The sequence below is a fragment of the Sphingobium sufflavum genome (assembly GCF_021403115.1).
In the GTDB taxonomy this organism is placed as follows: domain Bacteria; phylum Pseudomonadota; class Alphaproteobacteria; order Sphingomonadales; family Sphingomonadaceae; genus Sphingobium; species Sphingobium sufflavum.
This window is the reverse complement of the sequence record NZ_JAJSSH010000011.1, coordinates 19,763-43,545: the sequence shown is the minus strand read 5'-3', so window position 1 is coordinate 43,545 and position 23,783 is coordinate 19,763. Positions and strand designations below refer to the sequence as shown.

Here is a 23,783-nt window from a genome sequence, read left to right as displayed (position 1 = left end):
CTAGCTCTTCCGCTCCGCCAACCGGGCAACCGTGCCGCAAAGCGCGAATATGGTGGCCGAAGGGTCGAGCGAGAGGGTGATCGCCCCCTGCCCCAGTTGCACAGCCTCCAGCCAGGCGTCGGCCTTTTGGCCGTCCGCACCGCTGCGGGCGGCGCGCAGGCGGCGGGCGATATAATGGGGAACATAGTCCAGGAACGCTTCGTAGCGCGCCTGCGCCGCTTTGGGCGACAGCGCGCGGGCGAGCTGGATTCGTTCGCGGTGCGTGGGGTCGCCGCCCTGCGCAATGCGTTCCAGCGCAGCCTCCAGCCCGGCCAGATCGAGGTCGCGCATCGCCAGTGCCCGTCCCGGCGCGCCCTCCGCCCCCCGGATCAGCGCCTGACGCTCGGCCGGCGGAAGATCGGGCAATATCCCTGTCAGCACATCCTCCATTGCGGCATCGTCCAGCGGCTGGAAATGCAGCGTCCGGCACCGGGAGCGAATGGTGGGCAACAGGCGACCCGGCATATGGCTGATGAGGAGGAAAATGGTATTGCGGGGCGGCTCCTCCAGATTTTTGAGCAGCGCGTTCGCCGCGCCGCGCTCCATATCCTCCGCGGCGTCGATGAGGATGACGCGCCTCGCCGCCATGGAGGGCGCGAGATGGAGGAAGCGGGACAGGCTGCGGACCTGGTCCACGGTGATGTTGCGCGCCAGGGTCGGGGCCTCGCCCTTCTTGGTGTCGCGGGGCAGGCGGCGGATCTGGACGAGGTCGGGATGCGTGCCTGCGTCCACCAGCCGGGCGACCGGATCGTCGGGCGCTATTACAAGATTACCAACCAAAACGCCTGTATCGGATTGCGCTCCCAACAGGCGCTTGGCGAAGTCGAAGGCGACCCCCGCCTTGCCGATGCCCGCCTGCCCGCCCAGCAGCCAGGCATGGTGGAGCCGTTCGCCGCCCAGCGCGGCCATCAGTTCGGCGATCGCCCGATCCTGACCGCGCCAGCCGCCCATCACAACAGGTCGGCAATGGCGGACAGCACGCGACCGGACACCTGGTCCACCGTGCCCAGCGCATCGACCATGCGCACCCGTTTTTGTTCCGCCTGCGCAATGGTCAGGAAGACAGACGCGACCTCCAGATGATAATCGTCCGACCGGCTGCCGATCCGGTCGCTGCTGTCGCCGTCGCGCTTGCGGATGCGCTCCGCGGCCTCGTCGATGGGCAGGGTCAGGAGGATGGTGCGGTCGGGCATCAGGCCGCGGCTGCCGAACTGGTGCAGCGCCATGATGTCGTCGTCCGCCACCAGCCCCGCCCCGCCCTGATAGGCGCGGCTGGAGTCGATGAACCGGTCGCAGATGACCCAGCGGCCCACGGCCAGCGCGGGCTTGATCGTCCGGCGGATATGGTCGGCGCGCGCCGCCGCGAACAGCAGCGCCTCGCTCCGCACGCTCCACCGTTCCTCGTCACCGCCCAGCAGCAGCTCCCGGATCATCTCCGCACCGCCGCTGCCGCCCGGTTCGCGGGTCAGCAGCGCGTTGATGCCGCGTGTCTTCAGCGCCTCCTGCAACAGGCGGGCCTGGGTGGACTTGCCAACGCCCTCGCCCCCCTCCAGCGTGATGAAGCGCCCGGCGCTCCCGCTCATCCGAACAGCGACCGGATGCCGTTCCACAGACGGCCAAAGATGCCCGCTTCCTCCACATCCGCGCCCGCGACCAGCGACATGGTCTGCGTCTCGCCGTCATTGGTGCGCACGACCAGTTCGGCGATCTGCTGCCCCTTGGCGATGGGCGCCTTGATCGGACCGTCATAGACGACGCTGACCTTCACCTGATCCGACGCGGACACGGGCAGGGTCATGGCGAGGTTGCGGGGCGCGACCAGCGCGACGGTGCGGTCGCTGCCGCCCTGCACCTCCGCCGTCTCGACCTCCGCCCCCTTCTTGAACAGGGGCACGGCGCGCCACGCCTTGAAGCCCCAATCCATGAAGCGCACCGATTCGGTGATGCGGCTGTTGAAGGTGGGCAGGCCCGCGACGACCATGACGAGACGGCGGCCATTCTGCTCCGCCGATCCGGTGAAGCCGAAACCGGCCTCCTCCGTATGGCCGGTCTTCAGCCCGTCCGCTCCGGCGATCTTGCCCAGGATCGGGTTGCGATTGCCCTGCGTGATGTCCGCACCGCCCATGGTGCGGCCCCAGGTGAAGGAGCGGGTGGCGTAGAAACGCTTGTAGAGGTCCGGCGTCTCCTCCAGCGTAGCGCGGGCGATGGTGGCGAGATCGCGGGCCGTCACCTGCGTCCGCCCCTCGTCCGGCCAGCCGTTCGACGTGCCGAACCGGCTGTTCTTCAGGCCCATGCGGCGGGCCTCCTCGTTCATCATCTGAACAAAGGCTTCCTCCGTCCCGGCAATGCCCTCCGCCAGCACGACACAGGCGTCGTTGCCGGACAGGGTGACGATGCCGTGCAGCAGATTCTCGACCGACACCTGTTCATTGACGCTCAGGAACATGGTCGATCCGGCGGCGGGACCGTGCCAGCGCGCCCATGTTTCCGGGCGCACGGTGAATTTGGTGTCGAGCTTCAGCTTGCCCTGCTGGATCAGGCGAAAGGCGACATGGGTCGTCATCATCTTTGCCATGGACGCAGGCGGGATCTGGCGATCCGCGTCGCGGCTGTACAGCACCTTGCCCGACGACAGGTCGATCATATAGGCGACCGGCGCCACCGAGTCATAGGGAGGGGCCTGCACCGCAAAGGCGCTGGTCGAAACAGCCACGGCGGCCAGAAACAGGGCAATTGGTCGGGGTGAGAACGTCATGGGTTCGTCCAGCAACAAAGGGGGGATAGGGCCAAGGATGATAGGACCAAGGATTCAGCGGCCCTCATTAGGCACCACATGGGCGTCTGCAAAGCCCTTCGCGCGGATATTCGGCAAGGCGGCGCGGGCGGCGGCTTCGGAGGAGTAAGGGCCTTTGCGAACACGGGAAATGCCGCCCGCCCCCTGCACATAGCCGCCGAGCGACCGGGCGAGCGCCATGGCCCGGCCCCGGTCGGAGAGGGCCGCGACCTGAATGGCGAAGGCGGGGCCTTTCGCGCGGGGTTCGTCCGGGCGGGCGGGTTGCGCAAGTGGGCGCGCGGGCTGTGACGGTGCGGGCCGGGGTGCGTCCGCCACGGGCGCGGGAAGCGGGGCGGGCTTTGCACGCGGCGGTTTGGAAGGTTTTACCGTGCGGGCGGGCTGGGCCGTTTTGGTGGTCTGGGATGGTCCGGCGGCGGCCCTCTCCCCCCAATGCGCGCCTTCGGCGACGACCGCAGGCGGCGACGCCAGCCCGCAATCCAGATCGCGGCTTCCCCCGCGCGGGGCGGCGGGCAATTTGCGGCGGAGCGCGGACAGCAGGCCCGGCGGGGAGGCAAGCCGCTCGGCCACCGCCTTGCCATCGCCCAGCTGCACCTGTTCCTGATCCGGCGGATAGACGCGGCGCACGCGGACCGGCGCGGGCAGGGTCGCAAGGCCCAGTTGGCGGGCGGCGGCGCAGGACAGGTCCAGCACCCGGCCGCCGGGGACAGGCCCCTGCGCGCCGATCCGCACCAGGATCGTCCGTCCGGTGGCGAGCGATGTCACCTCCGCAAAGCTGGCCACCGGCAGGCTGCCATGGGTGGCGAGGATGGCGCCGGGCGCACCGCCCGGATCACCCACACCGGCATAGCCGACCTCGTCGAGGGAGGGACGCGATGACGGGCGTGACCGGGGCGGTTCGCCGGCCTGGTCCGGCTGCGCCAGTGCGACGGCGGGGATCAGGGCGCAGGCATAGAGGGCAAAAACAGGGAGAGCGCAGGCACGCAGGGCGAACCGTCCGGCCCGCCGGACCCCATCATCAATTCGCAACGGCATCGGCCAGCAACCCCACGGAAAGCGCATAGAAATTGGAGCAATTATAATCGAGGATCACCCGGTAATTGCTGGTCAGCAGATAGGCGGTCCTGCCCTGCCCGTCCGGTTCCAGCAGCGTGGCCAGCGCCGTATCGGGCAGCGAGCGACCGCCCACCGGTGCGACGCCCAGCGCGCGCCATTCCGCCATGGTCAGCCAGCGGCTGTGCCGTTCCATCACGCGCGGGCAACGCGGGGCCGCCGTGCGATTGGCGATCCGCGCCCGGTCCAGCCCGGCGGGAACCGCGACGGCGACGCCCCATGGCTCGCCCGGCCGCCAGCCCGCCTTCACGAAATAATTGCCGATGGAGGCCAGCGCATCCGCCTCGCTGGACCATATGTCCACCCGCCCGTCCCCGTCCCCGTCGCGGGCCACGCGCAGATAGACGGACGGCAAGAACTGCGGATAGCCGGTCGCGCCCGCATAGCTGCCGACGAGGCGCGCGCGCGGCACGCCCCGGTCCAGCATCTTGAGCGCCGCGATCAGTTCCGGTTCGAACAGGTCGCGCCGCCGCCCCTCATAGGCCAGGGTCGCCAGCGACCGGATCAGGTCGAAATCGCCGGTGTAGGAGCCATAATTGGTCTCATGCCCGTAAATGGCGACCATGATCGCCTCCGGCACGCCGGTCTCCCGCTCGATCGCGCCCAGCTTGCCGCGATTGGCCGCATAGGCGGTGCGCCCGCGCCGGATGCGCGCGGCATCGACATGCTTGACGCGATAGGGTTCGAAGGCGGGAATGGCCGAATCGAAGCTGCCGCCGGGCTGTCCCTGATCCAGCGTGATCACGCGGGGGTTGGGGGTGAGGCCGTAGAAGGCCGAATCCAGCGTGGCGGACCGCACGCCCTGCGCCAGCGCCCGCCCGCGCACCTGCGCCAGATAGGCGGAGAAGGCGCTGTCGGAGGACGCAACGCCACTGCCACGCGTCGCCGCAAATGGTCCCTGTGCGTCAGCCGCGCTGATGCCGAACAGCATCAGGCAGGCGGCGATGGTGCGTATCTGTCTCGTCAGGCGGGCCGGGTTCATCATCATCCCGCCAGTTTGCACGGCTTTGCGCCGTCACGGAACCCCTCCCCGCCGTCGATGCGCCAATTTGTGCAGGAGACGGCCCTCATCGCCCTTTTCACCTTGCTCCCGCCGCGCCAGATGTTCTAGCGACGGGCATCGCGGACCGGCGGCGCGCCCCGACGAACAGCAGCGCCCGCCCCGCGATCCACGGAAAGGTGGCAGAGTGGTCGATTGCAGCGGTCTTGAAAACCGCCGATGCGCAAGTATCCGTGGGTTCGAATCCCACCCTTTCCGCCATATATATCAATGGGTTATAGAATAGACCACCCAACGCCCCGGCGCGCGCCGAATCTCTCCATAACGACCGGCCTGACAAAAACTTTAATCCGGCGCGCCATGGTTACTCCGAATTAACCATATCCCTCAATAACGGCAGCAACGGGTCTGATGACACGGGCTGCAAGGGATACACCATGTCGAGCATTGAGAATGAGATCGCCGCGGCGAGGCGCGTGCTGCACGAAGCCATGGAACTTCAGTCCGCCGGGAATCTGGCGGCGGCGGCCCCGCGATACCGGATGGTGATCGAACAGGGCTATCGCGTGACCGAGGTCCGCCCCATCCTGGCCGGCATATTGGCGCAGCTCGACGCGGTCGAGGAGGCGATGGAGCAGTGGAACGCCTTGCTGGCGGTCGAGCCGGATCATGCCGTCGCCCATCATGAAATGGCGCTGATCCTCAATCGCCTTGGCCAGACGGACGAGGCGATCGTCAGCATGGAACATGCCTGCCGCACCGACCCCGAAAATCCGGTCGCGGCCAACAACCTGGCCGTCATGCTCTCCAACGCCGGGCGCAAGCGGGAGGCGCTGCGCGAGTTCCAGCGCGCGCTCGACCTGCAACCGGAAAATGTCCATGTTCGCCACCAGTTGCGCCGACTGGGCGCGGAGCAGGTGCCCTTCTGGCACGTCCCCATGATGAACGACGTGCGCCGCAACGATGCGTTCGAAGCGGCGATCAAGGCGGCCATCGCGACGGTCGGTTCCGACGCGCAGGTGCTGGACATCGGCACCGGCAGCGGCCTGCTGTCCATGATGGCGGCCCGCGCGGGTGCGGAATCGGTGGTGGCGTGCGAAATCGTGCCGATCATCGCCGACATGGCGCAGAAGATCGTGGCCGATAACGGCTATGCCGACCAGATCACCATCTTCGCCCAGCCTTCCACCGAATTGCAGGTCGGTGTCGAACTGCCCGCAAAGGCGGACATCCTCGTCTCCGAAATCCTGTCGAGCGACCTGCTGACCGAGGCGGTGCTGGACACGTTCGAGGACGCCCATGCCCGCCTGCTCAAGCCGGACGCGATCATCATCCCGCGCGCCGCCAGCGCCATCGGCTGTCTGGTGGAGAGCGACGTGCTCGCCGGATACAGCTTCGTCGATCAGGTGTCGGGCTTCAACGTCTCCCGCTTTGGCGCCTTTGCCGCGCAGAAACTGCCCATCCATGGCACGATGACCGACTGGCGCCGCCTGTCGAAGGATGTGGAACTGGTCCGTGTCGACCTGACCCAGCGTCGCCACGAGAGCGACCTGCATATCCTGAGCATCCCCGTGCTGGAGGATGGCATGGCCACGGGCATCGTCCAGTGGATGCATGTCGACCTGGCCGAGGGCGTGACCTTCGACAACCACCCTGACGGGTATAGCGACGGCGGCTGGTTGCAGGTGCTGCACAGCTTCCCGCAGCCGATCCAGGTGCGCGCCGGACAGGTGCTGGACCTGGCGGTGGGCCATGACCGTGCCACGCTGGTGGTGCAGCCGCTGGAGGTGGTGGCGGGCAGCGCCGCAATCCGCGCGGCCTGATCCCTCCCCTCATCCTGACTCTCTCCCGGCATATTGTTGCAGTGCAAAAAGAATCGCTTGCACCGCGGCCCGATGTCCCGCAAAATATGAGCTGACATTCACGACGGGCACTCCAATGGAGGGGTGCCGGTCCAGACGACCCCGCAAGGGGTGCGACCATAGGCAACGCCGCCATCGACCAGTGCTTTCGGGCACAGGTCGGTGGCGGCTTTTTTTTGGGCTGAAGACCGGGACATGACGAAGAAGAGCGTCAAGAGCGTGTGCCCCTATTGCGGCGTCGGCTGCGGCATAGTGATGGACGTGGCGGATGGCCGGATCGTCAAGGTTTCCGGGGACAAGGACCATCCCGCCAACTTCGGCCGCCTGTGCACCAAGGGTAGCAGCGCGCACGTCCCCGTCGCCGCCGCCGGGCGCGCGGACAGCGCCTATGCGCGGATCGAAGGGGACACGGATCAGGGCGTGATCCCCATGGCCAGCGCGATCAGCCGCACCGCGCAGGGCCTGCGCGCCATCATCGACCGGGACGGGCCGGACGCGGTGTCCTTCTATGTCTCCGGCCAGATGTCGCTGGAGGCGCAATATCTCGCCAACAAGCTGTGCAAGGGCTTCATAGGCACCAACAATATCGAGTCCAACTCGCGCCTGTGCATGGCCAGCGCGGCGAGCGGGTACAAGCTGTCCATCGGCGCGGACGGCCCGCCCGGTTCCTATCAGGATTTCGAAAAGGCCGACCTGTTCTTCGTCATCGGAGCGAACATGGCCGATTGCCACCCGATCCTGTTCCTGCGGATGATGGACCGGGTGAAGGCGGGCGCGAAGCTGATCGTCGTGGACCCGCGCCGCAACGCGACCGCCGACAAGGCCGACCTGTTCCTGCAAGTGCGCCCCGGCACCGACCTGGCCCTGCTGAACGGCCTGCTGCACCTGCTGGTGGAGGGCGGCAGGACCGACCCGGACTTCATCGCCGCCCATACGGAGGGGTGGGAGGCGATGCCCGATTTCCTGGCGGACTATCCGCCCGCCACCGTCGCCGCGATCACCGGCATTGCGGAGGATGACCTGCGCGCGGCCGCCGCGATGATCGGCGACGCGCAGGAATGGATTAGCTGCTGGACCATGGGCCTGAACCAGAGCAGCCATGGCACCTGGAACACCAACGCCATCTGCAACCTGCACCTGGCCACCGGCGCCATCTGCCGCCCCGGCAGCGGCCCCTTCTCCCTGACCGGGCAGCCCAATGCGATGGGCGGGCGGGAGATGGGGTATATGGGGCCGGGCCTGCCGGGCCAGCGCGCGACGACCAGTGCGGAGGACCGCGCCTTTGTGGAGGCGGCATGGGGCATAGCGCCGGGCACGTTGCGCACCGACATTGTCCCCGGCACCGTGGCGCTGTTCGAGGAGATGGCGGCGGGCCGCATCAAGGCGTGCTGGATCATCTGCACCAATCCCGTCGCCAGCATGGCGAACCGGCAGACGGTGATCGCCGGGCTGGAAGCGGCGGAACTGGTCATCGCGCAGGACGCCTTCCTCGACACCGAGACGAACCGTTACGCGGACATCATCCTGCCCGGTGCGCTGTGGGCGGAGGCGGAGGGGGTGATGATCAACTCCGAACGCAACCTGACCCTGATGCAACAGGCCGTGGCGCCCCCCGGCGAGGCGATGCCCGACTGGCAGATCATCGCCCGCGTCGCCTGCGAGATGGGCTATGCCGATGCCTTCTCCTATGCCTCCGCGGCGGAGGTGTTCGCGGAGATCGCCGGTTTCTGGAACCCGCGTACTGGATATGACCTCCGCGGGGCCAGCCATGAGCGGCTGCGCGACACGCCGCTGCAATGGCCCTGCCCGCCCGAAGGCGCGGGGGATCGCAACCCCATCCGCTATCGCAACGATGGCGTCAGCCAGACGGTGCGAGTCGACGACGATGGAGCGCGGCCCGCGATCGCCTTTCCCACGGAGCGGGGCCGGGCCTTCTTCCTGCCGCGCCCGCACATGGACCCGGCGGAGATGCCGGACGGGACGTTTCCCATGGTGCTCAACACCGGTCGCCTCCAGCACCAATGGCACACGCTGACCAAGACGGGGAAGGTGCCCACGCTCAACAAGCTCAACCCCGGCCCCTTCGTGGAAATCCACCCGGAGGATGCGCTGGCGCTGGGCATCGCGGACCGGGACCGGGTGGAGGTCCGATCCCGTCGGGGCAATGCCGTCCTGCCCGCCACCGTCACCGACCGGGTGCGGCCGGGCAATTGCTTCGCGCCCTTTCACTGGAACGACGTGTTCGGCGATCATCTGGCGATCAATGCGGTGACGAGCGACGCGGTCGATCCGATCTCCCTCCAGCCCGAATTCAAGTTCAGCGCGGTGGCGCTCAGCCGGGTGTCAGGCCCGGTCGAGGAGGCTGCGCCCCTGCCCGCCCCCACCCAACAGGAGACAGCGCCCCTGCCCGCCGGCACCGACCCCGCACCTATCGCCGTCCACCAGCAGGCCGCCGTCGATGCCTTCATGCGGGTGATGGGGCTGGCCGAGGGAGCGGTGCCGCACTGGAATGGCGCGGAGACCAGCTATCTCTCCGGCTTCTCCACCGCGCTGCGCTCACCCGATGGACGGGCGGTGGGCGGCGTGCCCTTCCTGCCGGACAGCGCCCCCTTCGACCCGACGCGCCGCCATTATGTGAACGGCCTGCTCGCGGGCCTGTTCGCGCGATCGCCGGCTGGCGTCGAAATGCCCGCCGCCAGCGAGAGGGCGGACGCGCGGGAGATCATCATCCTGTGGGCGTCCCAGACCGGCAATGCGGAAAGTTTCGCCCAAAGCTGCCGCGACCGGCTCGTCGCGGAGGCGCACAACGTCCGCCTGCTGCCGATGGACGAGGTAAAGCCGGACGATCTGCGCAAGGCGCGGCTGACCCTGCTCATCACCAGCACATTCGGCGATGGCGACGCGCCGGACAATGGCGAGGGTTTCTGGTCGCTGCTCAACCGGGATGGCGCGCCCAGCCTCGACAGCCTGCCGTTCGCCGTACTGGCGCTGGGCGACTCCAGCTATGGGCAGTTCTGCGGTTTCGGGCGCAAGCTGGACGCGCGGCTGGCGGCTCTGGGCGGCGTCAGGACCATGGAACGGGTCGATTGCGAACCGGATTTCGAGGAAAGCGGCAAGGCGTGGCTGGACGGCATCATCGCCCGGCTGGCCGAGGAAGGGCCGGCGCCGGGTGGCGGCGGGGATAGTGACAAAGATGGGGACAAGGGCGGCGACATGGCCCTCCCGGCATCGCCTGCGGGTAGCGACACCCCGCTTGTCGCCGCTGTGCCCGGATTCACGCGCAAGACGCCCCTGCTCGCCCCCTTCGTTCGGAACAACCTGCTCAGCGGGGCGGGCGCGCAGAAGGAAGTGCGGCAATTCGGCTTTGCGATCGCCGACACGGGTTTCGACTATGCGGCGGGCGATGCGCTGGGCGTCTGGCCGGTCAACTGCCCCGCGCTGGTCGAGGAAATTCTCACGCTGCTGGACCTGCGCGGCGACGCCATGGTCACGATCAAGGATCGCGGCGACATGGCGCTGTCCGCCGCGATGACCGACCATTGGGACATTGCGAAGCTCACCCGCAACTTCCTGGAACTGGTGGCGGAGCGCGCGCCGTCGGCCGGTTTCGCGCCCCTGCTCGACCCCGCGCGCAAGGGGGAGTTCGACCAGTGGTTGTGGGGCCGCCAGATCGCGGACGTGCTGCGCGAGACGGGTGTGGCAATGGACATCGCCGACCTGTCCGCCATCCTGCGCCCGCTCCAGCCGCGCTTCTACTCCATCGCCTCCAGTCCCAAGGCGCAGGCGGGCGAGGTGCAACTGACCGTTTCCACCATCCGCTATGATTGCCGGGGACAGCGGCGCAAGGGCGTGTGCTCCACCTTCCTCGCCGACCGGGCGGAGGGGGAGCGGGTGGGACTGTTCCTGCAACCGTCCGCCCATTTCCACCCGCCCGCCGACCTGTCGCGCCCGATCATCATGGTCGGCCCCGGCACCGGCATCGCGCCGTTCCGCGGCTTCCTGTACGAGCGGCAGGCGACAGGGGCGACGGGGGCCAACTGGCTGTTCTTTGGCGAACAACATGCGGGCACCGACTATTATTATCGGGACGAGATTGAGGCCTGGCGGCACAGCGGCCATCTCAACCGCCTCGACACCGCCTTCTCCCGCGATCAGGCGGAGAAAATCTATGTCCAGAACCGCATGATCGAGGAAGGGGCCGACCTGTGGCGCTGGCTGGAGGCGGGCGCGCATTTCTATGTCTGCGGCGACGCCAGCCGCATGGCGAAGGACGTGGACGGCGCGCTGAAACAGATCGTCGCCCGGCATGGCGGCATGAAGGCGGACCAGGCGGACGACTATGTCGCCCAGATGGCGCAGGAACGGCGCTATGTCCGCGACGTCTATTGAGGGGGTGCGAGGGTTTGTGCCCGGCCGACCTCGTGACTGGCCGGGCCTGACGCGACCGTCCTTTAGAGCCGTTTCCGATCCGATTGCATCGGACCGGCTGCTCTCAGTTTTTGGTTTGGCGCGTTTCCCGAGTCAGCCGGTGATTCCACCTGCCTGGAAAACGCTCTAGGCAACGAGCTTCGACAGATAGGCGAAGGATTTCTCCACCGCGTCCATGCGCGGGATGACGAAGGGCGGTTCCTGCTCCACATAGAAATTCCTGACCCCGGCGTCATAGGCGGCGGGCAGGATGCGCGCCCAGTCCTGCTTGCCCGATCCCACTTCCGCCGGGTCCATGGACAGGACGGTGTTCACCTTGGTCGAGGCCTTCAGATCCTTGACATGCAATTGCCGCACCCGCCCCTTGTGCCGGCGCAGGAAGGCCACGGGGTCCAGCCCGGCGGCGGCGATCCAGCCTATGTCCACCTCGAAGGACACCAGCGCCGGATCGGTCTCGCGAACCAATATATCCCACGCCGTGCCCTCTCCCACCTTCATGAACTCGACATTATGATTGTGGTAGCCGAGCGAGATGCCATGTGGTTTCAGCGCCGCCGCCTTCTCGTTCAACTGCGCGGCGGTGCGTTTCCAGTAATCCGCCCCGCCCTCCGCCAGCGAGCGGCTGATCGTCGCGAAGAAATTCTCGCCGGGGCGCGGCTTCATGCCCTCCGGGAAGGGGACGATGGGCAGCACGGCCTGGCGGATACCCAGCGTACCCAGATCGTCCGCAATGCGCTGCGGCGCGCTGTTCAGCGACAGGGCCGCTCCCGTCGCCATGCCGCCGACCGCCAGATGCATGCAACTGGGCTTCACGCCCGCCTTGTCCGCCGCCGCGCGAAACTGCGCCGGGGTCTTGCCATAAAGTTCGGGCAGTTCGATCTCGCGATAGCCGATCGCGGCGATCCGGGTCAGCGTGCCGTCGAGATCCTTCTTCGGCTCGTCCCCCAGCGTGTAGAGTTGCAGGCCGATGGGCAGGCCGACACGCGCGAAGAAGGGCTTGCGGGACGCGGCAATGGCATGGCCGCCCAGCGCGGCCATCGCGCCCCCCGTCGCAAGGGAGGCCAGAAGGGCGCGGCGGTCGAGGTGTATCGTCATCGGTCATGTCCCCAGAAAGTGCGGGTGATGGTGAAAGAAGGAACCGGCATCAGAGCCGGGCGAAGATGGCCAGCGCCAGATTGACCCAGAGCGCGATGATGAAGAACATGCCGACCACGAAGCCCAGCCCGCGATGGGCGGGATTGTTGGCGGTCAGGTGGACGAGGCTCTGCACCACCCGCCCCGCGACATAGCCCCATGCGAAAAGCAGCGTCCATCCGCTCACTGCGCCCAGCACGAAGGCCGTCAGGCAGCCGGTGTAGAAGAGCACGGGCAGTTCGAACAAATTGCCATAATGGCGCACCGCCGCGACGGTCGCTTCCGGTTCCGGGGTGCCGAGATGCGCGCGGTAATAGGCGGGATCCTGCCCGGCCCTGACCGCCGCCGCCCGCGCCGCCGCCATCCGCACGAAGGCAACAAAGGTCAGCGCGACGATGACCAGCACCGGCACGAAGATGCCCACCGGATTGATGGCCTCGCTCATGTCCCTCTCCCCTTCTTCTGCGGCGCGATCCCGGCCCGCCGGATTCCATGGCGGAGAGATTGCCCGCCCGGCGTCGGGGTGCAAGCCTTATTACGCATACAAAAGGCGGTATCGGCCTATTGCCCCTGCCGCCATTGGGTCACGCGCACAAAAAAAGGGCCGCCCGTGATGGGCGACCCTTGCGAGTTTTTAGGAGAGGATGCCTGAAAGGCAAGGTCGTTGTGCACTGCATCATGGCCGATGGCCAGTCCGCCCTGCCCTTTATCCGCCAGGCGGATAAACCGGGCCGGTCAGATCTTGACGCGGGTGGTCACGCCCCAGGTGCGCGGATTGCCGGGATAGCCCTGCACCACGCCGGTGCCGCGCGTCAGGCCGAGCAGATTGTTGTAATAGGCCTTGTCGAAGAGATTCTCGACCCACAGCTGGATGTCATATTTGCCATCGTCGACCAGCACGCCCGCCCGGACGCTGGCCAGCGCATACCCCTTGATCTCCGCCGCCGGGTCCAGCGTGATGGTGGTGTTCTGCTTCGACCGCCAATTGACGTCGACCAGACCGTAAAGCTCCGTCTTCTCGTCGATCGGATGGGTATAGTCGACGGTCGCGCTGGCCGTCCATTTGGGCGCCCATGCGACCTGACGGCCGGTGAGGTCACAGATCGTCGCCGCGGCCAGCTGCGCCGGGCAGACCGAATTGGTGAAGGACGAGTAGAAGGCATGGTTATAGCCCAGGAAGCCCTTGGTATGCAGGCCCTTGGCCAGCCATGTCTCCAGTTCCGCCTCCACGCCGTCCGACGTCAGCGAACCGACATTGGCGAGGAAGCGGGTGGCCGAAGCGCCCTGCGCCTGATTGGCCTGATAGTTGCGGACGACGGTGTGGAAGGCGGTCAGGTTGAACTGCACCTTGCGATCGAGGAAGCTGGACTTGAAGCCGACCTCGAAGCTGTCCGCCTTCTCGCCCGCGACGGTCTGCTTCGCGCCCAGCGCGATGGCCGAGGCCACGCCCGTATCCGGGTTGGAGGCGTTGTAGGGCAGCAGGTTGAAGCCCGCGGACTTGTTGCCGCGCGCATATTTCGCATAGAGGAACAGGTCCGGCGTGACCTTATAGTTCACGCCTGCCTCGCCCGAGAGCGCCTTGTCGCTGAGGCGGGTATCGACCGATCCGAGCTGGGCGTTCGCGCCGCTGGGCGACAGGGCGCGCAGTTGCGCCAGCGACAGGCCACCGGGATTGGACTCCACCCAGCCGTCATAGGTCTGCGAGCGGCGCTCCCAAGTGTAGCGCAGGCCGAGGTCGATCGACAGGCGGCGTTCGCTGTCCGGGCGGATGCTGACATTGCCGAAGACCGCATCCGTGTTGGTGCGGAACATGGCGTAGCTGCGGAAGCCCGCGCCGGTCAGCTGGCTGGCGTAGAGGCCATTGGCCCATGTCCGGCCCGCGTTGGCCCCGGTGCCGTTGGTGAAGACGGTCGCGCTGGGGTTGGCGGCGAAGATATGATATTGCGCGCCGAACTGGATACGGGAGTCCACCTTCAGCCGCTGGCGGCTCAGGAAGCCACCGAAGGTCGCCTCGATCATCTCGCCCCGCTTCGACGACCAGCGCAGTTCCTGGCTGAACTGGTCCTCGCGGTTGCATGAGCCATAGTCGCGGATCGCGTCCAGCTGCGTATAGTCATTGTCGTTGTTGGTGAAGCAGGACCAATATTGATAGGCCGTCAGCGAGGTCAGCGTGCCCGCCGAGCCGAGGTCCAGATTGATCTCGCCGCTGCCCGCGTCCAGTTCCGTCTGCGCGTTGAGCGGGCTGTCGATATTGAGCAGCCGGTCCTTCGCGTTGGAGACGTTGAGCGTATAGCCAGCCGCCGCCATGCGCGCCTGAAGCGCCGCGCTGTTGTACACCGACGGCGCAACCGGCGACATGGTGTTGAACTCCTGCCGACCATGCGTGCCGATCAGGCGGATGGAGAGAGTGTCGGTCGGCGTCGCCAGCAACTGCGCGCGGATACCCGAACCCTGCCGCGCGTTCTGGCGGCTGCCGTTGAACAGGTTGGTGTAGGTGCCGTCGCGGTCGGAATAGAAGCCGGAGAGTCGGAAGGCCAGCTTGTCCTTGATGAGCGGGCCGGTGATGCTGCCCTTCACTTCGCGGAAGTGGAAGTTGCCGACGCTGGCCTCGCCCGAAAAGCCCCAATCATTGCCGGGCCGCAGCGTGTTGATGATGACCGCGCCCGCCGTGGTGTTCTTGCCGAACAGCGTGCCCTGCGGACCGCGCAGCAGCTCCACGTCCGCGATGTCGTTGAAATCACTCGACACCATGCCCTGACGCCCGGTGTAGACGCCGTCCACGAACACGCCGACGGACCCGTCGATGCCGTCCGTGTTGAAACCATTGTTGCCGATGCCGCGGATGCCCAGGTTGAGCTGCTTCGGGTTGGTCAGATAGACGGAGAAGGCCGGGAACTTCGTCTGGAAGTTGGTGAAGTTGGTCAGGTTCTGCCGCGTCAGTTCGCCCGCCGTGATGACGGTGATGGGGATCGGAACCTGCTGGATATTCTCCGACTGCTTGCGCGCCAGCACCATGATTTCAGTGCCGGACTCGGACTCCGCGGCGGATGCGCCCGCATCCGATGCGGCGTCGTCGGCGGCAGCGGCGATCTCCGCATGGGAAACGGTGGTCATGGAAAGAAGACTAGCAGACAGCAGGAAGTATCCGCCGTTCCTGATGAACGGCCGGCTGAACAATGACGGCATCGAGAAATCCCCAGATAAACATAGGCCGCACGCACGGCGTCATCGCCCTGAAATCAGGGCATGATGACTTTCGGGGTCCATTGTTATGGCTATCCAGACCGCGTTTGCGATGATGCGCCGCTAGGGGTGATTTATGTATCTATTGTGACATTGCGTTGCAGGATGCAATTATCCTTCGACATGCAGGCCGGGCCGTCCCGCCTCCAGCGCGAAACCGGCGAGGTCGCGGATCGCGGAATCCTCCCGCAGCGCATCGGCCAGTCCCCGGAACAGGATGGTCGCGCCCTGCGGCCGGATGTCGAGGCGGCCATAGCCGCGCACTTCATTCTCCGCAAAGGCGACGCCGCCGGCTTTCGCAATGGGCTTGAAACTCTTGTCCAGGTTGAGGGAGGAGATGGAGCCGCCGACAAATTCGGATGCCACCGGCGCGCCGTCGGGCCGGTCGGGATGGCGCAGGTCGGCGGCGGCAAAGGCGTGGATGTCCCCGCCCAGCGCGACGGGGTTGCTGGTCCCCGCCTCTGCCCAGCGGCGCAGGATGCGATCGCGCGAGACGGGATAGCCGACCCAATTGTCCACCGGCACCTTCAGCGGGCCGCCGGGCGCCGCCGGATCGGTGCGCAGTTGCGGGTGCATCTGCGTCTGCTGGGCAAGCAGGTTCCACTGCGCCCCGCTGTTGCCGATCCGGTCCAGCAGCCACCGTTCCTGCCGCTCGCCCAGCATGGAGCGGGCCGGGTCGGTCAGGTCGGCGCAAGGGGCGACCAGACTGTGGTTGGGCCGGTGCGCCGCCACCAGCTCCGGCGGCTGGCAGGCGCGCGCGCCGCGATACTGGCGGTCGTCGACGATCTGGAACTGCGCCAGCCGTCCCCAGTCGAGGGTGCGATAAAGCTGCATGTCCGGCCCATGCGGACGCTGGGCGGGGCGCAACGGCAGATGCTCATAATAGGCCTGATAGGCGGCGGCGCGGCGGCGCAGGAAACGGGCCGGATCGCTGTTATTCTCGTCCAGCGCGCTGCCATAATCATTGGCGACCTCATGATCGTCCCATGTCACCGCCCATGGCGCGGCATGGTGCGCGCCCTGCAAAAGCGGGTCGAGCTTGTAGGTGGCATAGCGCACCCGATAGCCCGCAAGGTCCACAGGTTCGGGGTTCTGGTGCAGCCGCACCGCATTTTTCGGATTGGGCGCGCCTTCATAGATATAATCGCCCAGGAACAGGATCAGATCCGGCTCCTCCGCCACCATATGCCGCCACGCCGCATAATGGCCCGCCTCATATTTCTGGCAGGAGGCGAAGCAGACGCGGAGCCGCTCCACCGCCGCGCCGCGTGCGGGGGCGGTGCGCGTGCGACCGATGGGGCTTTCCTCGCCATTGGCGATGAAGCGATACCAATAGGGGCGACCGGGCTGGAGGCCCGACACGGCGACATGGACGCTGTGGCCCCATTCCGGGCGAGCGCGGGCCGTGCCGGATGCGACGATCCGGGCAAAGCCCTCGTCCGCCGCCACCTGCCATCGGACCGGCACCGACCGGGACGGCATGCCGCCATCGCCCTGCAACGGCGCGGGCGCGAGGCGGGTCCACAGCAGCACGCCATCGGGAAGAGGCTCCCCTGACGCGACGCCCAACGTGAACAGCCGGTCCGGCCCCAGCCCCGCCGCCCGTGCGCCCATGCTCAGGATGGCGGCGGAAACGCCCGCGCCGGCAAGCCATTGGCGACGGTTGAGGGGGAAGGTCATGCCATGATCCTTGGGTTCGGGAGGGCGGCGGCCCTTATCCCCGCGTCAAGGGTGGCACCGCAATGGAAATGATCGCCTGCGCCATGGGCCGTGAATGTTGCGCTATTGCGACAGTCGACCCGGATCGCCGGGTGGGGGGCGAGGCGGTGACGGGGCTTTCGGCCATTGACTTCATGCCGCCAAAGCTGTGGATGCTCGCGATACGGATCGGGTGAGACCGGATCGGCGGGGGACAAAGGGCATTGGTACGGCGCACGGGACGCAAGCGGCACAAGGGGCCAACCATCGGCGACGTGGCCGCCGCCGCGGGCGTATCCGCCATGACGGTATCGCGCGTCATCAATCAGGAGGCCAATGTCCGCCCTTCCACCCGCGAAAAGGTGGAGGCGGCCATCGCGGAGCTGCGCTATGCCCCCAGCGCCGCCGCCCGCGCGCTGGCCGGGGGCGAGCAGATCCGCATCGGCCTGCTCCACAGCAATCCCAGCTTCGCCTATCTCAGCGACTTCCTGATGGGCAGCCTGGACGCGGCCAGTCGCAGCAATGTGCAACTGGTGGTGGAGAAATGCGCGGATGAACGGGACGTGGAGGCCGTCACGCACCTCGTCGAGGGGCGCATAGACGGCATCGTCCTGCCCCCGCCGCTGTGCGATTCGGGACCGATCCTGAGTGTGTTGCAGGCCGCCGCCATTCCCGTCGTCGCCGTCGCGACCGGCAAGGCACCGGAATGGGCGCTGTCGGTCGGCATCGACGATCAGGCTGCGGCCTATGCGATGACGCGCCATCTCGCCACGCTGGGCCATCGACGCATCGGCTTCATCACCGGCAACGCCAACCTCAGCGCCAGTGGCGAGCGGCTGCGCGGTTATCGCGCGGCGCTGGCCGACTGCGGGCTGGGTGATGAAAGGCTGGATGGCGGCGCGCAATGGGTGGCGGAGGGGGATTTCACCTATCGGTCCGGGCTGGCCGCCGCCGCGCATCTGCTGAACGCATCGCCCCGGCCCACCGCCATATTCGCCAGTAACGACGACATGGCGGCGGCGGCGGTCGCCATCGCGCACCGGCGCGGGCTGGATGTGCCGGGCGACCTCAGCATATGCGGGTTTGACGATACGGCGCTGGCGACGACCATCTGGCCGGAGCTTAGCACGATCCGCCAGCCGACCGCGCAGATGGCGCGGATCGCGGTGGAGATGCTGGTGCGGGACATTCGCGCCCGCACGCCGATCGCGGCGGATGCGCGCCATGTGCTGGTCGACCATAGGCTGGTGCGCCGCCAGTCGGACGCCCCGCCCCCGGCGGAAACCCCGGCTTGAGCGTCAGTCCCCTGCGCTGATCCGCATGGTCAGCACCTGCGCCTCGCCCGGCGCGAGCAGGGGCATACCCCCCCGGTTGATGGCGTCCGGCCCATGGCTCACCGGCTCCGCGCAGAAGAAATCCAGCCCCGGCGGACGGTAGAGATGAAGCCAAGGCGCGCCTGTGGCTGTCAGATGATAGCGCGCGCCGTCGCCATGGTCGATCCACACGCTGCCCCGCCAGCCATCATAGGCATGGTCGATCAGCGTATCGCCCCGGATCGGCGCGCCGTCGGTCCAGTCCCCGAAATAATCGGCGGGCAGGCGCTGCGTCGGGAGGCAGTCGGCATCGGCGTCCCACACGGCGGCGGACAGGAACCGCACTCGCGTTTCCGCACCGCAGGCGAAATAGGGATGGAAGCCCAGCCCGGCGGGCATGGCCTCTGTATCCTCATTGGTCAGGGTGATCTGCGCCTTCAGCCCGGCGGGGCCGAGCGCCAGCCTTTGCTCCGCCCGGTAGCGCCACGGCCACCCCGCCCCGCCGTCATGGCGATGGAGAAAGCGGGCGGAGGTCGCATCCTGATGCTCCACCGTCCATGGGCGGTGCCAGCCCAGACCGTGCAGGCTGTGCGGATGATCGCCGAAATTGCGCGGCAGGCGATGATCCCGCCCCTGCGCCCGGAAGCGGCCATGGGCGATGCGATTGGCGTAAGGCACCAGTGGAAAGCTGCTGGCGGCCAGCGGATCGTCCTGCCCCGCGGCCATCGGCCTCAGCACGGGCCGGTCGCCATGGTCGAGGCGGGTGATGAGGCCGCCCGCCCCCGGACGCAGCGCCATCCGCCACGCCCCTGCCGCCAGAGCAATGTCCGTCACCCGGCCATATCCTCCAGCTCCCGCCCCGCCGTCTCATGGATCAGGCGCTGCACCAGGAAGAAGGAGATGAAAGCGGACGCGGCATAGAAGCTGTAGGTCAGCGGCAGGCCGACATTGGCCAGCAAGGCCGGAAAGCTGACCGAAATGGCGAAATTGGCGGTCCATTGCGCGAACCCCGCCACGGCCAGCGCCGACCCGCGGATCTGCGTCGGGAACATCTCGCCCAGCATTACCCACATGATCGGTCCCCAGCTCAGGTTGAACAAAGCTGAATAGGCCAGCGCGCTGATGAAGGCGATGCGGCCGATCCCCGGCGCCAGCGCCAGCTTGCCCGCCGCGTCGAATGTGCCGGTGGAGAAGGCATAGGCCATCGCCGCCAGCGTCACCGCCATGCCCGCCGATCCGATCAGCAGCAGCGGTTTGCGCCCGACCCGATCGACCAGGAACAGGGTGGCGACGCAGGCCGCGATGGAGACGAAGCCGGAGATGATGTTGGTCGCCAGCGCGTCATCCTCGCTGAACCCCACCGACTGCCACAGCACCGATCCATAATAGAAGACGATGTTGATGCCCACGAACTGCTGGAAGATCGCCAGCATCACGCCCGCCCAGACGATAGGGCGCAGCCGGCCGGTGGCGGGGTCTTTCAGGTCGGCCAGCCGGGGCCGGTGATCCTGGATCAGGGTCGCACGGACATCCGCCACCTTGCGCACCGCCGCGTCCCGGCCGAACAGGCGGGTCAGCACGGCCAGCGCCTCCGCATCGCGCCCGCGCAGGATCAGGAAGCGCGGGCTTTCCGGGATGGCAAGCAGGGCGAGGAAATAGACCGCCGCCGGGATGACCTGCATCCAGAACATCCAGCGCCAGGCCGGATAGCCACCCCAGAGCAGCCCCTGCGACCCGCCCGCACTATGCGCCAGCGCATAATTGGCGAGGAACGCGCCAGTCAGGCCGGTGATGATCATCACCTGCTGCACGGAGGAGAGACGGCCCCGGATTTCGGCGGGCGTCACCTCGCTGATATAGACGGGGGACAGCACGCTGGCCGCGCCGACGCCCAGCCCACCAAGCAGGCGACCCAGAATGAAGATGGCGGACGAGGGTGCGGCTCCCGCGATCAGCGCGCTGACGAGGAACAGAACCGCCGCGATCATCATCACGCCGCGCCGCCCGAAACGGTCGGACAGCCGCCCCGCCAGGAACGCGCCGACCGCACAGCCGATCAGGATCGCGCCGACATTGAGGCCCGTGCCCAGCTTGGAGAGGTCGAACGCCTTCTCCAGCCCCTCCTGCGTACCGTTGATGACGCCGCTGTCATAGCCGAACATGAAGCCGCCGATGGTCGCGACCGCGACGATGGCGGCGATGAACGCCATGTTGACCTGCGCCAGACGGCCTTCTTGCTGACTGTCCTCTTGCTGACGGGCCTGTTCCTGCGTCCCGATGGTCATGGTCGCATCCCCCTCCCTGTTAAGTCGTTTCGCCATTAAGCATAGCGGCGGCTGTCACCGCCAGCCCGCATCGACCCAATAATCATGGCCCGTGCACATGCGCGCATCGTCGGACGCCAGGAACAGGATGAGCGCGGCCACATCCTCCGGCTGCACCCGACCGTTCAGGCATTGGGCGGCGACGATCTCCGCCTCGCCCTCCGGCGTGTACCATTGTTCCTGCCGGGGTGTCTGGACATTGCCGGGGATGACGCTGTTGACCCGGATGCCGTCGCGGCCCAGATCACGCGCCATCGCCCGCGTCATGCCCTCTATCCCCGCCTTGGCGGTTTCGTAAAGCAGCAGTTCGGGCAGGGCGAGGTGCCAGCTGATCGAGCCGAGGTTGAGGATGACGCCGCCGCCGCCCGCCTTCATGCCGGGCACCACCGCCTGCGCCGCGAAGAAAAGATGGCGCAGGTTGACCGCCATCCGCTCGTCCCAATAGGCGGGCGTGATAGCGTCGACGGTGTGGCGGTCGTCGCTGGCCGCATTGTTGACGAGGATGTCCACCGCGCCAAAGCTCGCCACGATCCGCTGCATGACATGGCCCAGCGCGTCGAGGTCGCGCAGGTCGCAAGGGTGAAAGACCGGCGCATGGGCCGCGCCCGCCCCGATCCGGTCGACCAGCGCGCGGGATGCGTCCTCCACCACGTCGAGAAAGGCGACGCGCGCACCCTGCGCCACGAACGCCTCCACCAGACCCGCGCCGATGCCGCTGCCGCCGCCGGTGACGACGACCCGCTTGCCCGACAGGCTGGGGTAGATCGCCCGGCCGCTCATGCCAGCAGGCCCCGACCGGCGAGATTGGCCATCAGCGCGCCGATCCCCTGCGACCATGGCGCGGCATCCCGCGACGTCACCACCCGGTTGACGAGGCGGCCGATGCGCGGCGTGCTGATGCTCACCACATCGCCGACCTTGTGGGTAAAGCCGCGACCGGCCTCGTCCCGGTCCTGCACCGGCGCGAAGAGAGTGCCGAGGAACAGCGCGAACCCATCGGGATATTGATGCTCGCTCAACGTCTGGCGCACCAGTTCCAGCGGATCGCGGCTGATCTGGTTCATGCTGCTGCGCCCCTCCAGCCGGTAATTGTCCGGCCCCTCGATCAGCAGGTCCACTTCCGCCTGTCGCACGTCGTCCAGCGTGAAGTAGTCGTCGAACAGGCGGACCAGCGGGCCGAGCGAGCAGGAGGCGTTGTTGTCCTTCGCCTTGCCCAGCAGCAGGGCCGATCGCCCCTCGAAATCGCGCAGGTTGACGTCATTGCCCAAAGTGGCGCCGACCGCCTGCCCCCGGCTGTCAACCAGCAGCACGATTTCCGGCTCCGGGTTGTTCCAGGTGGAATCGGAGCGGATGCCGATGTCCTGCCCGTTGCCCATGGTGGCCAGCACCGGGGCCTTGGTAAAGACTTCCGCGTCCGGGCCGATGGCGACCTCCAGATATTGCGACCAGACGCCATCCTCGATCAGCGCCTGCTTCAGCGCCTCCGCCTCGGCCGATCCGGGGACGACGGAGCGGATCGTCCCACCGATCCGCTCCTCCAGCCGCGCACGAAGGGCCTGCGCGGCCTGGGCGTCGCCCCGCGCCCGTTCCTCGATCACACGCTCGATAGCGGAGAGGGCAAAGGTCACGCCACACGCCTTGACGCATTGCAGGTCGACAGGGCTGAGCAGCGGCAGGTCCAGATCCGCGAAATCGCCGAGCACGCGCCCGCCCGCCCCGCTGAAATCGCCCCGCTCCACCAGCGCGGAGACGGTGGGCGCGACCGCGGACATGTCATGCGCCTGCCCGTCGATCAGCAGGAAGGGCGACGGTCCCTGCGCCGTCTCGAACCGCCCGACGAACCGGCCCGTCCGCCAGTCCCCGGCCAGATGGGAATCGGGATCTATCGAATGACCGGACATGCGCTCTCCTGATGTTGGGATGATGGGATTATCAGTTATGGTAACGCTATCATCTCTTCGGCGGGGCTGTAAAGCCTCCCCCGTGCGGCTGGGAACGCGACCCGCCATGGAGCGCGGGAGATTGCCGAGGCGGCCCGGCCTGCCTAAAGGCGGAACCTCTCCTGAACGATCGGCGCACCCCTCCCATGAACGAACCGGACATCACCCCCCTGGCGCAGGTCATGGCGCGGCTGCGCGATCCCGACCAGGGTTGCGCGTGGGACGTGGCGCAGGATTTCGCCAGCATCGCGCCCTATACGATCGAGGAAGCCTATGAGGTGGCCGACGCCATCGAGCGGCACGATCTGCCCGGCCTGCGCGACGAGCTGGGCGACCTCCTCCTTCAGGTCGTGTTCCACAGCCGGATGGCGGAGGAACAGGGCGCCTTTACGCTGGCGGATGTCATTGCGGGCATCACCGGCAAGATGATCCGGCGGCATCCCCATGTGTTTGAGGACGACGCCCCGACGCCGGGGTGGGAGAGCATCAAGGAGGAGGAGCGCAAGGCGGCAGGATCGGCGGGCGCGCTGGATGGCGTCGCGGTCGCCCTGCCCGCCCTGCTGCGCACCCTGAAGCTCCAGAAACGCGCCGCCCGGACCGGCTTCGACTGGCCGGATACACAAGGGGTGAAGGCCAAGATCGCGGAAGAGGTGGCGGAACTGGACGCCGCCGCGACCCCGGACGAGACGGAGGATGAGGCGGGCGACCTGCTCTTCGCCGTCGTCAATCTGGTCCGCCATCGCGGCGTGGACCCGGAGGTGGCGCTGCGCCGCGCCAATGCGAAGTTCGAGCGCCGTTTCCGCATGATGGAAGAACTGGCCGGGGAGGGTTTTGCGGCGCTCAGCCTCGACGAGAAGGAGGCCTTGTGGAGCGAGGCGAAACGGCGCGGCCTGTAGGC

18 protein-coding genes and 1 tRNA gene are annotated in these 23,783 nt (G+C 67.4%); 6 read left to right on the top strand and 13 right to left on the bottom strand.

Features of this window, described 5'->3' with window-relative positions:
• Genes LWE61_RS15715 through LWE61_RS15695 form a run of 5 tightly spaced genes read right to left on the bottom strand, consistent with a single transcriptional unit; the run spans position 1 to position 4,874 of the window.
• Complete coding sequence (locus LWE61_RS15715) at positions 1-990, bottom strand: DNA polymerase III subunit delta' (RefSeq protein ID WP_234151601.1); 990 nt, start codon at positions 988-990, stop codon at positions 1-3.
• Positions 990-1,622, bottom strand: coding sequence for a dTMP kinase (tmk, locus tag LWE61_RS15710; RefSeq protein WP_234151600.1), 633 nt, complete (start codon positions 1,620-1,622; stop codon positions 990-992). The genes LWE61_RS15715 and tmk overlap by 1 nt, the downstream gene beginning before the upstream one ends.
• On the bottom strand, positions 1,619-2,794 hold the full coding sequence (locus LWE61_RS15705; RefSeq protein WP_234151599.1) for a D-alanyl-D-alanine carboxypeptidase family protein: 1,176 nt from the start codon (positions 2,792-2,794) through the stop codon (positions 1,619-1,621). The genes tmk and LWE61_RS15705 overlap by 4 nt, the downstream gene beginning before the upstream one ends.
• A gap of 54 nt (positions 2,795-2,848) precedes the next feature.
• Positions 2,849-3,865, bottom strand: a complete 1,017-nt coding sequence (locus LWE61_RS15700) for an SPOR domain-containing protein (RefSeq protein WP_234151598.1) — start codon at positions 3,863-3,865, stop codon at positions 2,849-2,851.
• On the bottom strand, positions 3,849-4,874 hold the full coding sequence (locus LWE61_RS15695) for a lytic murein transglycosylase (protein ID WP_407696252.1): 1,026 nt from the start codon (positions 4,872-4,874) through the stop codon (positions 3,849-3,851). Before LWE61_RS15695 ends, LWE61_RS15700 begins: the two co-directional genes overlap by 17 nt.
• Positions 4,875-5,116: 242 nt before the next feature.
• On the opposite strand from LWE61_RS15695, the gene LWE61_RS15690 reads away from it, so the two are divergent.
• The 3 genes from LWE61_RS15690 (at position 5,117) to LWE61_RS15680 (ending at position 11,194) form a co-directional block, all read left to right on the top strand.
• Positions 5,117-5,204: transfer RNA gene (locus LWE61_RS15690), tRNA-Ser, on the top strand.
• A gap of 176 nt (positions 5,205-5,380) precedes the next feature.
• Positions 5,381-6,766: a 50S ribosomal protein L11 methyltransferase gene (locus LWE61_RS15685; RefSeq protein WP_234151596.1), complete on the top strand. Its 1,386-nt coding sequence runs from the start codon at positions 5,381-5,383 to the stop codon at positions 6,764-6,766.
• 234 nt (positions 6,767-7,000) lie between these two features.
• A complete protein-coding gene (locus tag LWE61_RS15680) occupies positions 7,001-11,194 on the top strand; it encodes a bifunctional nitrate reductase/sulfite reductase flavoprotein subunit alpha (protein WP_234151595.1) in 4,194 nt (1,397 codons plus the stop codon).
• A 165-nt stretch (positions 11,195-11,359) separates the two neighbouring features.
• On the opposite strand, the gene LWE61_RS15675 is transcribed toward LWE61_RS15680, so the two are convergent.
• The 4 genes from LWE61_RS15675 to LWE61_RS15660 all read right to left on the bottom strand — a co-directional run bounded on the left by LWE61_RS15675 (position 11,360) and on the right by LWE61_RS15660 (position 17,290).
• Positions 11,360-12,328: a sugar phosphate isomerase/epimerase family protein gene (locus LWE61_RS15675; protein ID WP_234151594.1), complete on the bottom strand. Its 969-nt coding sequence runs from the start codon at positions 12,326-12,328 to the stop codon at positions 11,360-11,362.
• 49 nt (positions 12,329-12,377) lie between these two features.
• Positions 12,378-12,812 (bottom strand): MAPEG family protein, encoded by a 435-nt coding sequence (locus tag LWE61_RS15670; protein ID WP_234151593.1) that lies wholly within the window; start codon positions 12,810-12,812, stop codon positions 12,378-12,380.
• A 290-nt stretch (positions 12,813-13,102) separates the two neighbouring features.
• A complete protein-coding gene (locus LWE61_RS15665) occupies positions 13,103-15,481 on the bottom strand; it encodes a TonB-dependent receptor (RefSeq protein ID WP_234151592.1) in 2,379 nt (792 codons plus the stop codon).
• Positions 15,482-15,721: 240 nt separating this feature from the next.
• Positions 15,722-17,290 (bottom strand): alkaline phosphatase D family protein, encoded by a 1,569-nt coding sequence (locus tag LWE61_RS15660; protein ID WP_234151591.1) that lies wholly within the window; start codon positions 17,288-17,290, stop codon positions 15,722-15,724.
• A gap of 62 nt (positions 17,291-17,352) precedes the next feature.
• Here LWE61_RS15660 and LWE61_RS15655 point away from each other — a divergent pair, with 62 nt between their 5' ends.
• Positions 17,353-17,505 carry a hypothetical protein gene (locus LWE61_RS15655; protein WP_234151590.1) on the top strand — a complete coding sequence of 51 codons (153 nt, stop codon included), beginning with the start codon at positions 17,353-17,355 and terminating at the stop codon, positions 17,503-17,505.
• Between the two features lie 27 nt (positions 17,506-17,532).
• Positions 17,533-18,603, top strand: coding sequence for a LacI family DNA-binding transcriptional regulator (locus LWE61_RS15650; RefSeq protein ID WP_234151589.1), 1,071 nt, complete (start codon positions 17,533-17,535; stop codon positions 18,601-18,603).
• A gap of 3 nt (positions 18,604-18,606) precedes the next feature.
• Here the strand turns inward: LWE61_RS15650 and LWE61_RS15645 are convergent, their stop codons facing one another.
• The 4 genes from LWE61_RS15645 to LWE61_RS15630 are packed head-to-tail and all read right to left on the bottom strand — an operon-like array spanning position 18,607 to position 22,846.
• A complete protein-coding gene (locus tag LWE61_RS15645) occupies positions 18,607-19,455 on the bottom strand; it encodes an aldose 1-epimerase (protein ID WP_234151588.1) in 849 nt (282 codons plus the stop codon).
• Positions 19,452-20,906, bottom strand: a complete 1,455-nt coding sequence (locus tag LWE61_RS15640; protein WP_267961757.1) for a sugar porter family MFS transporter — start codon at positions 20,904-20,906, stop codon at positions 19,452-19,454. The genes LWE61_RS15645 and LWE61_RS15640 overlap by 4 nt, the downstream gene beginning before the upstream one ends.
• 54 nt (positions 20,907-20,960) lie before the next feature.
• Positions 20,961-21,725, bottom strand: coding sequence for an SDR family NAD(P)-dependent oxidoreductase (locus LWE61_RS15635; protein ID WP_234151587.1), 765 nt, complete (start codon positions 21,723-21,725; stop codon positions 20,961-20,963).
• Positions 21,722-22,846, bottom strand: a complete 1,125-nt coding sequence (locus tag LWE61_RS15630; protein WP_234151586.1) for a fumarylacetoacetate hydrolase family protein — start codon at positions 22,844-22,846, stop codon at positions 21,722-21,724. Before LWE61_RS15630 ends, LWE61_RS15635 begins: the two co-directional genes overlap by 4 nt.
• Positions 22,847-23,031: 185 nt before the next feature.
• On the opposite strand from LWE61_RS15630, the gene mazG reads away from it, so the two are divergent.
• Positions 23,032-23,781, top strand: a complete 750-nt coding sequence (gene mazG / locus LWE61_RS15625) for a nucleoside triphosphate pyrophosphohydrolase (protein WP_234151585.1) — start codon at positions 23,032-23,034, stop codon at positions 23,779-23,781.
• The last annotated feature ends 2 nt before the right edge of the window (positions 23,782-23,783 follow it).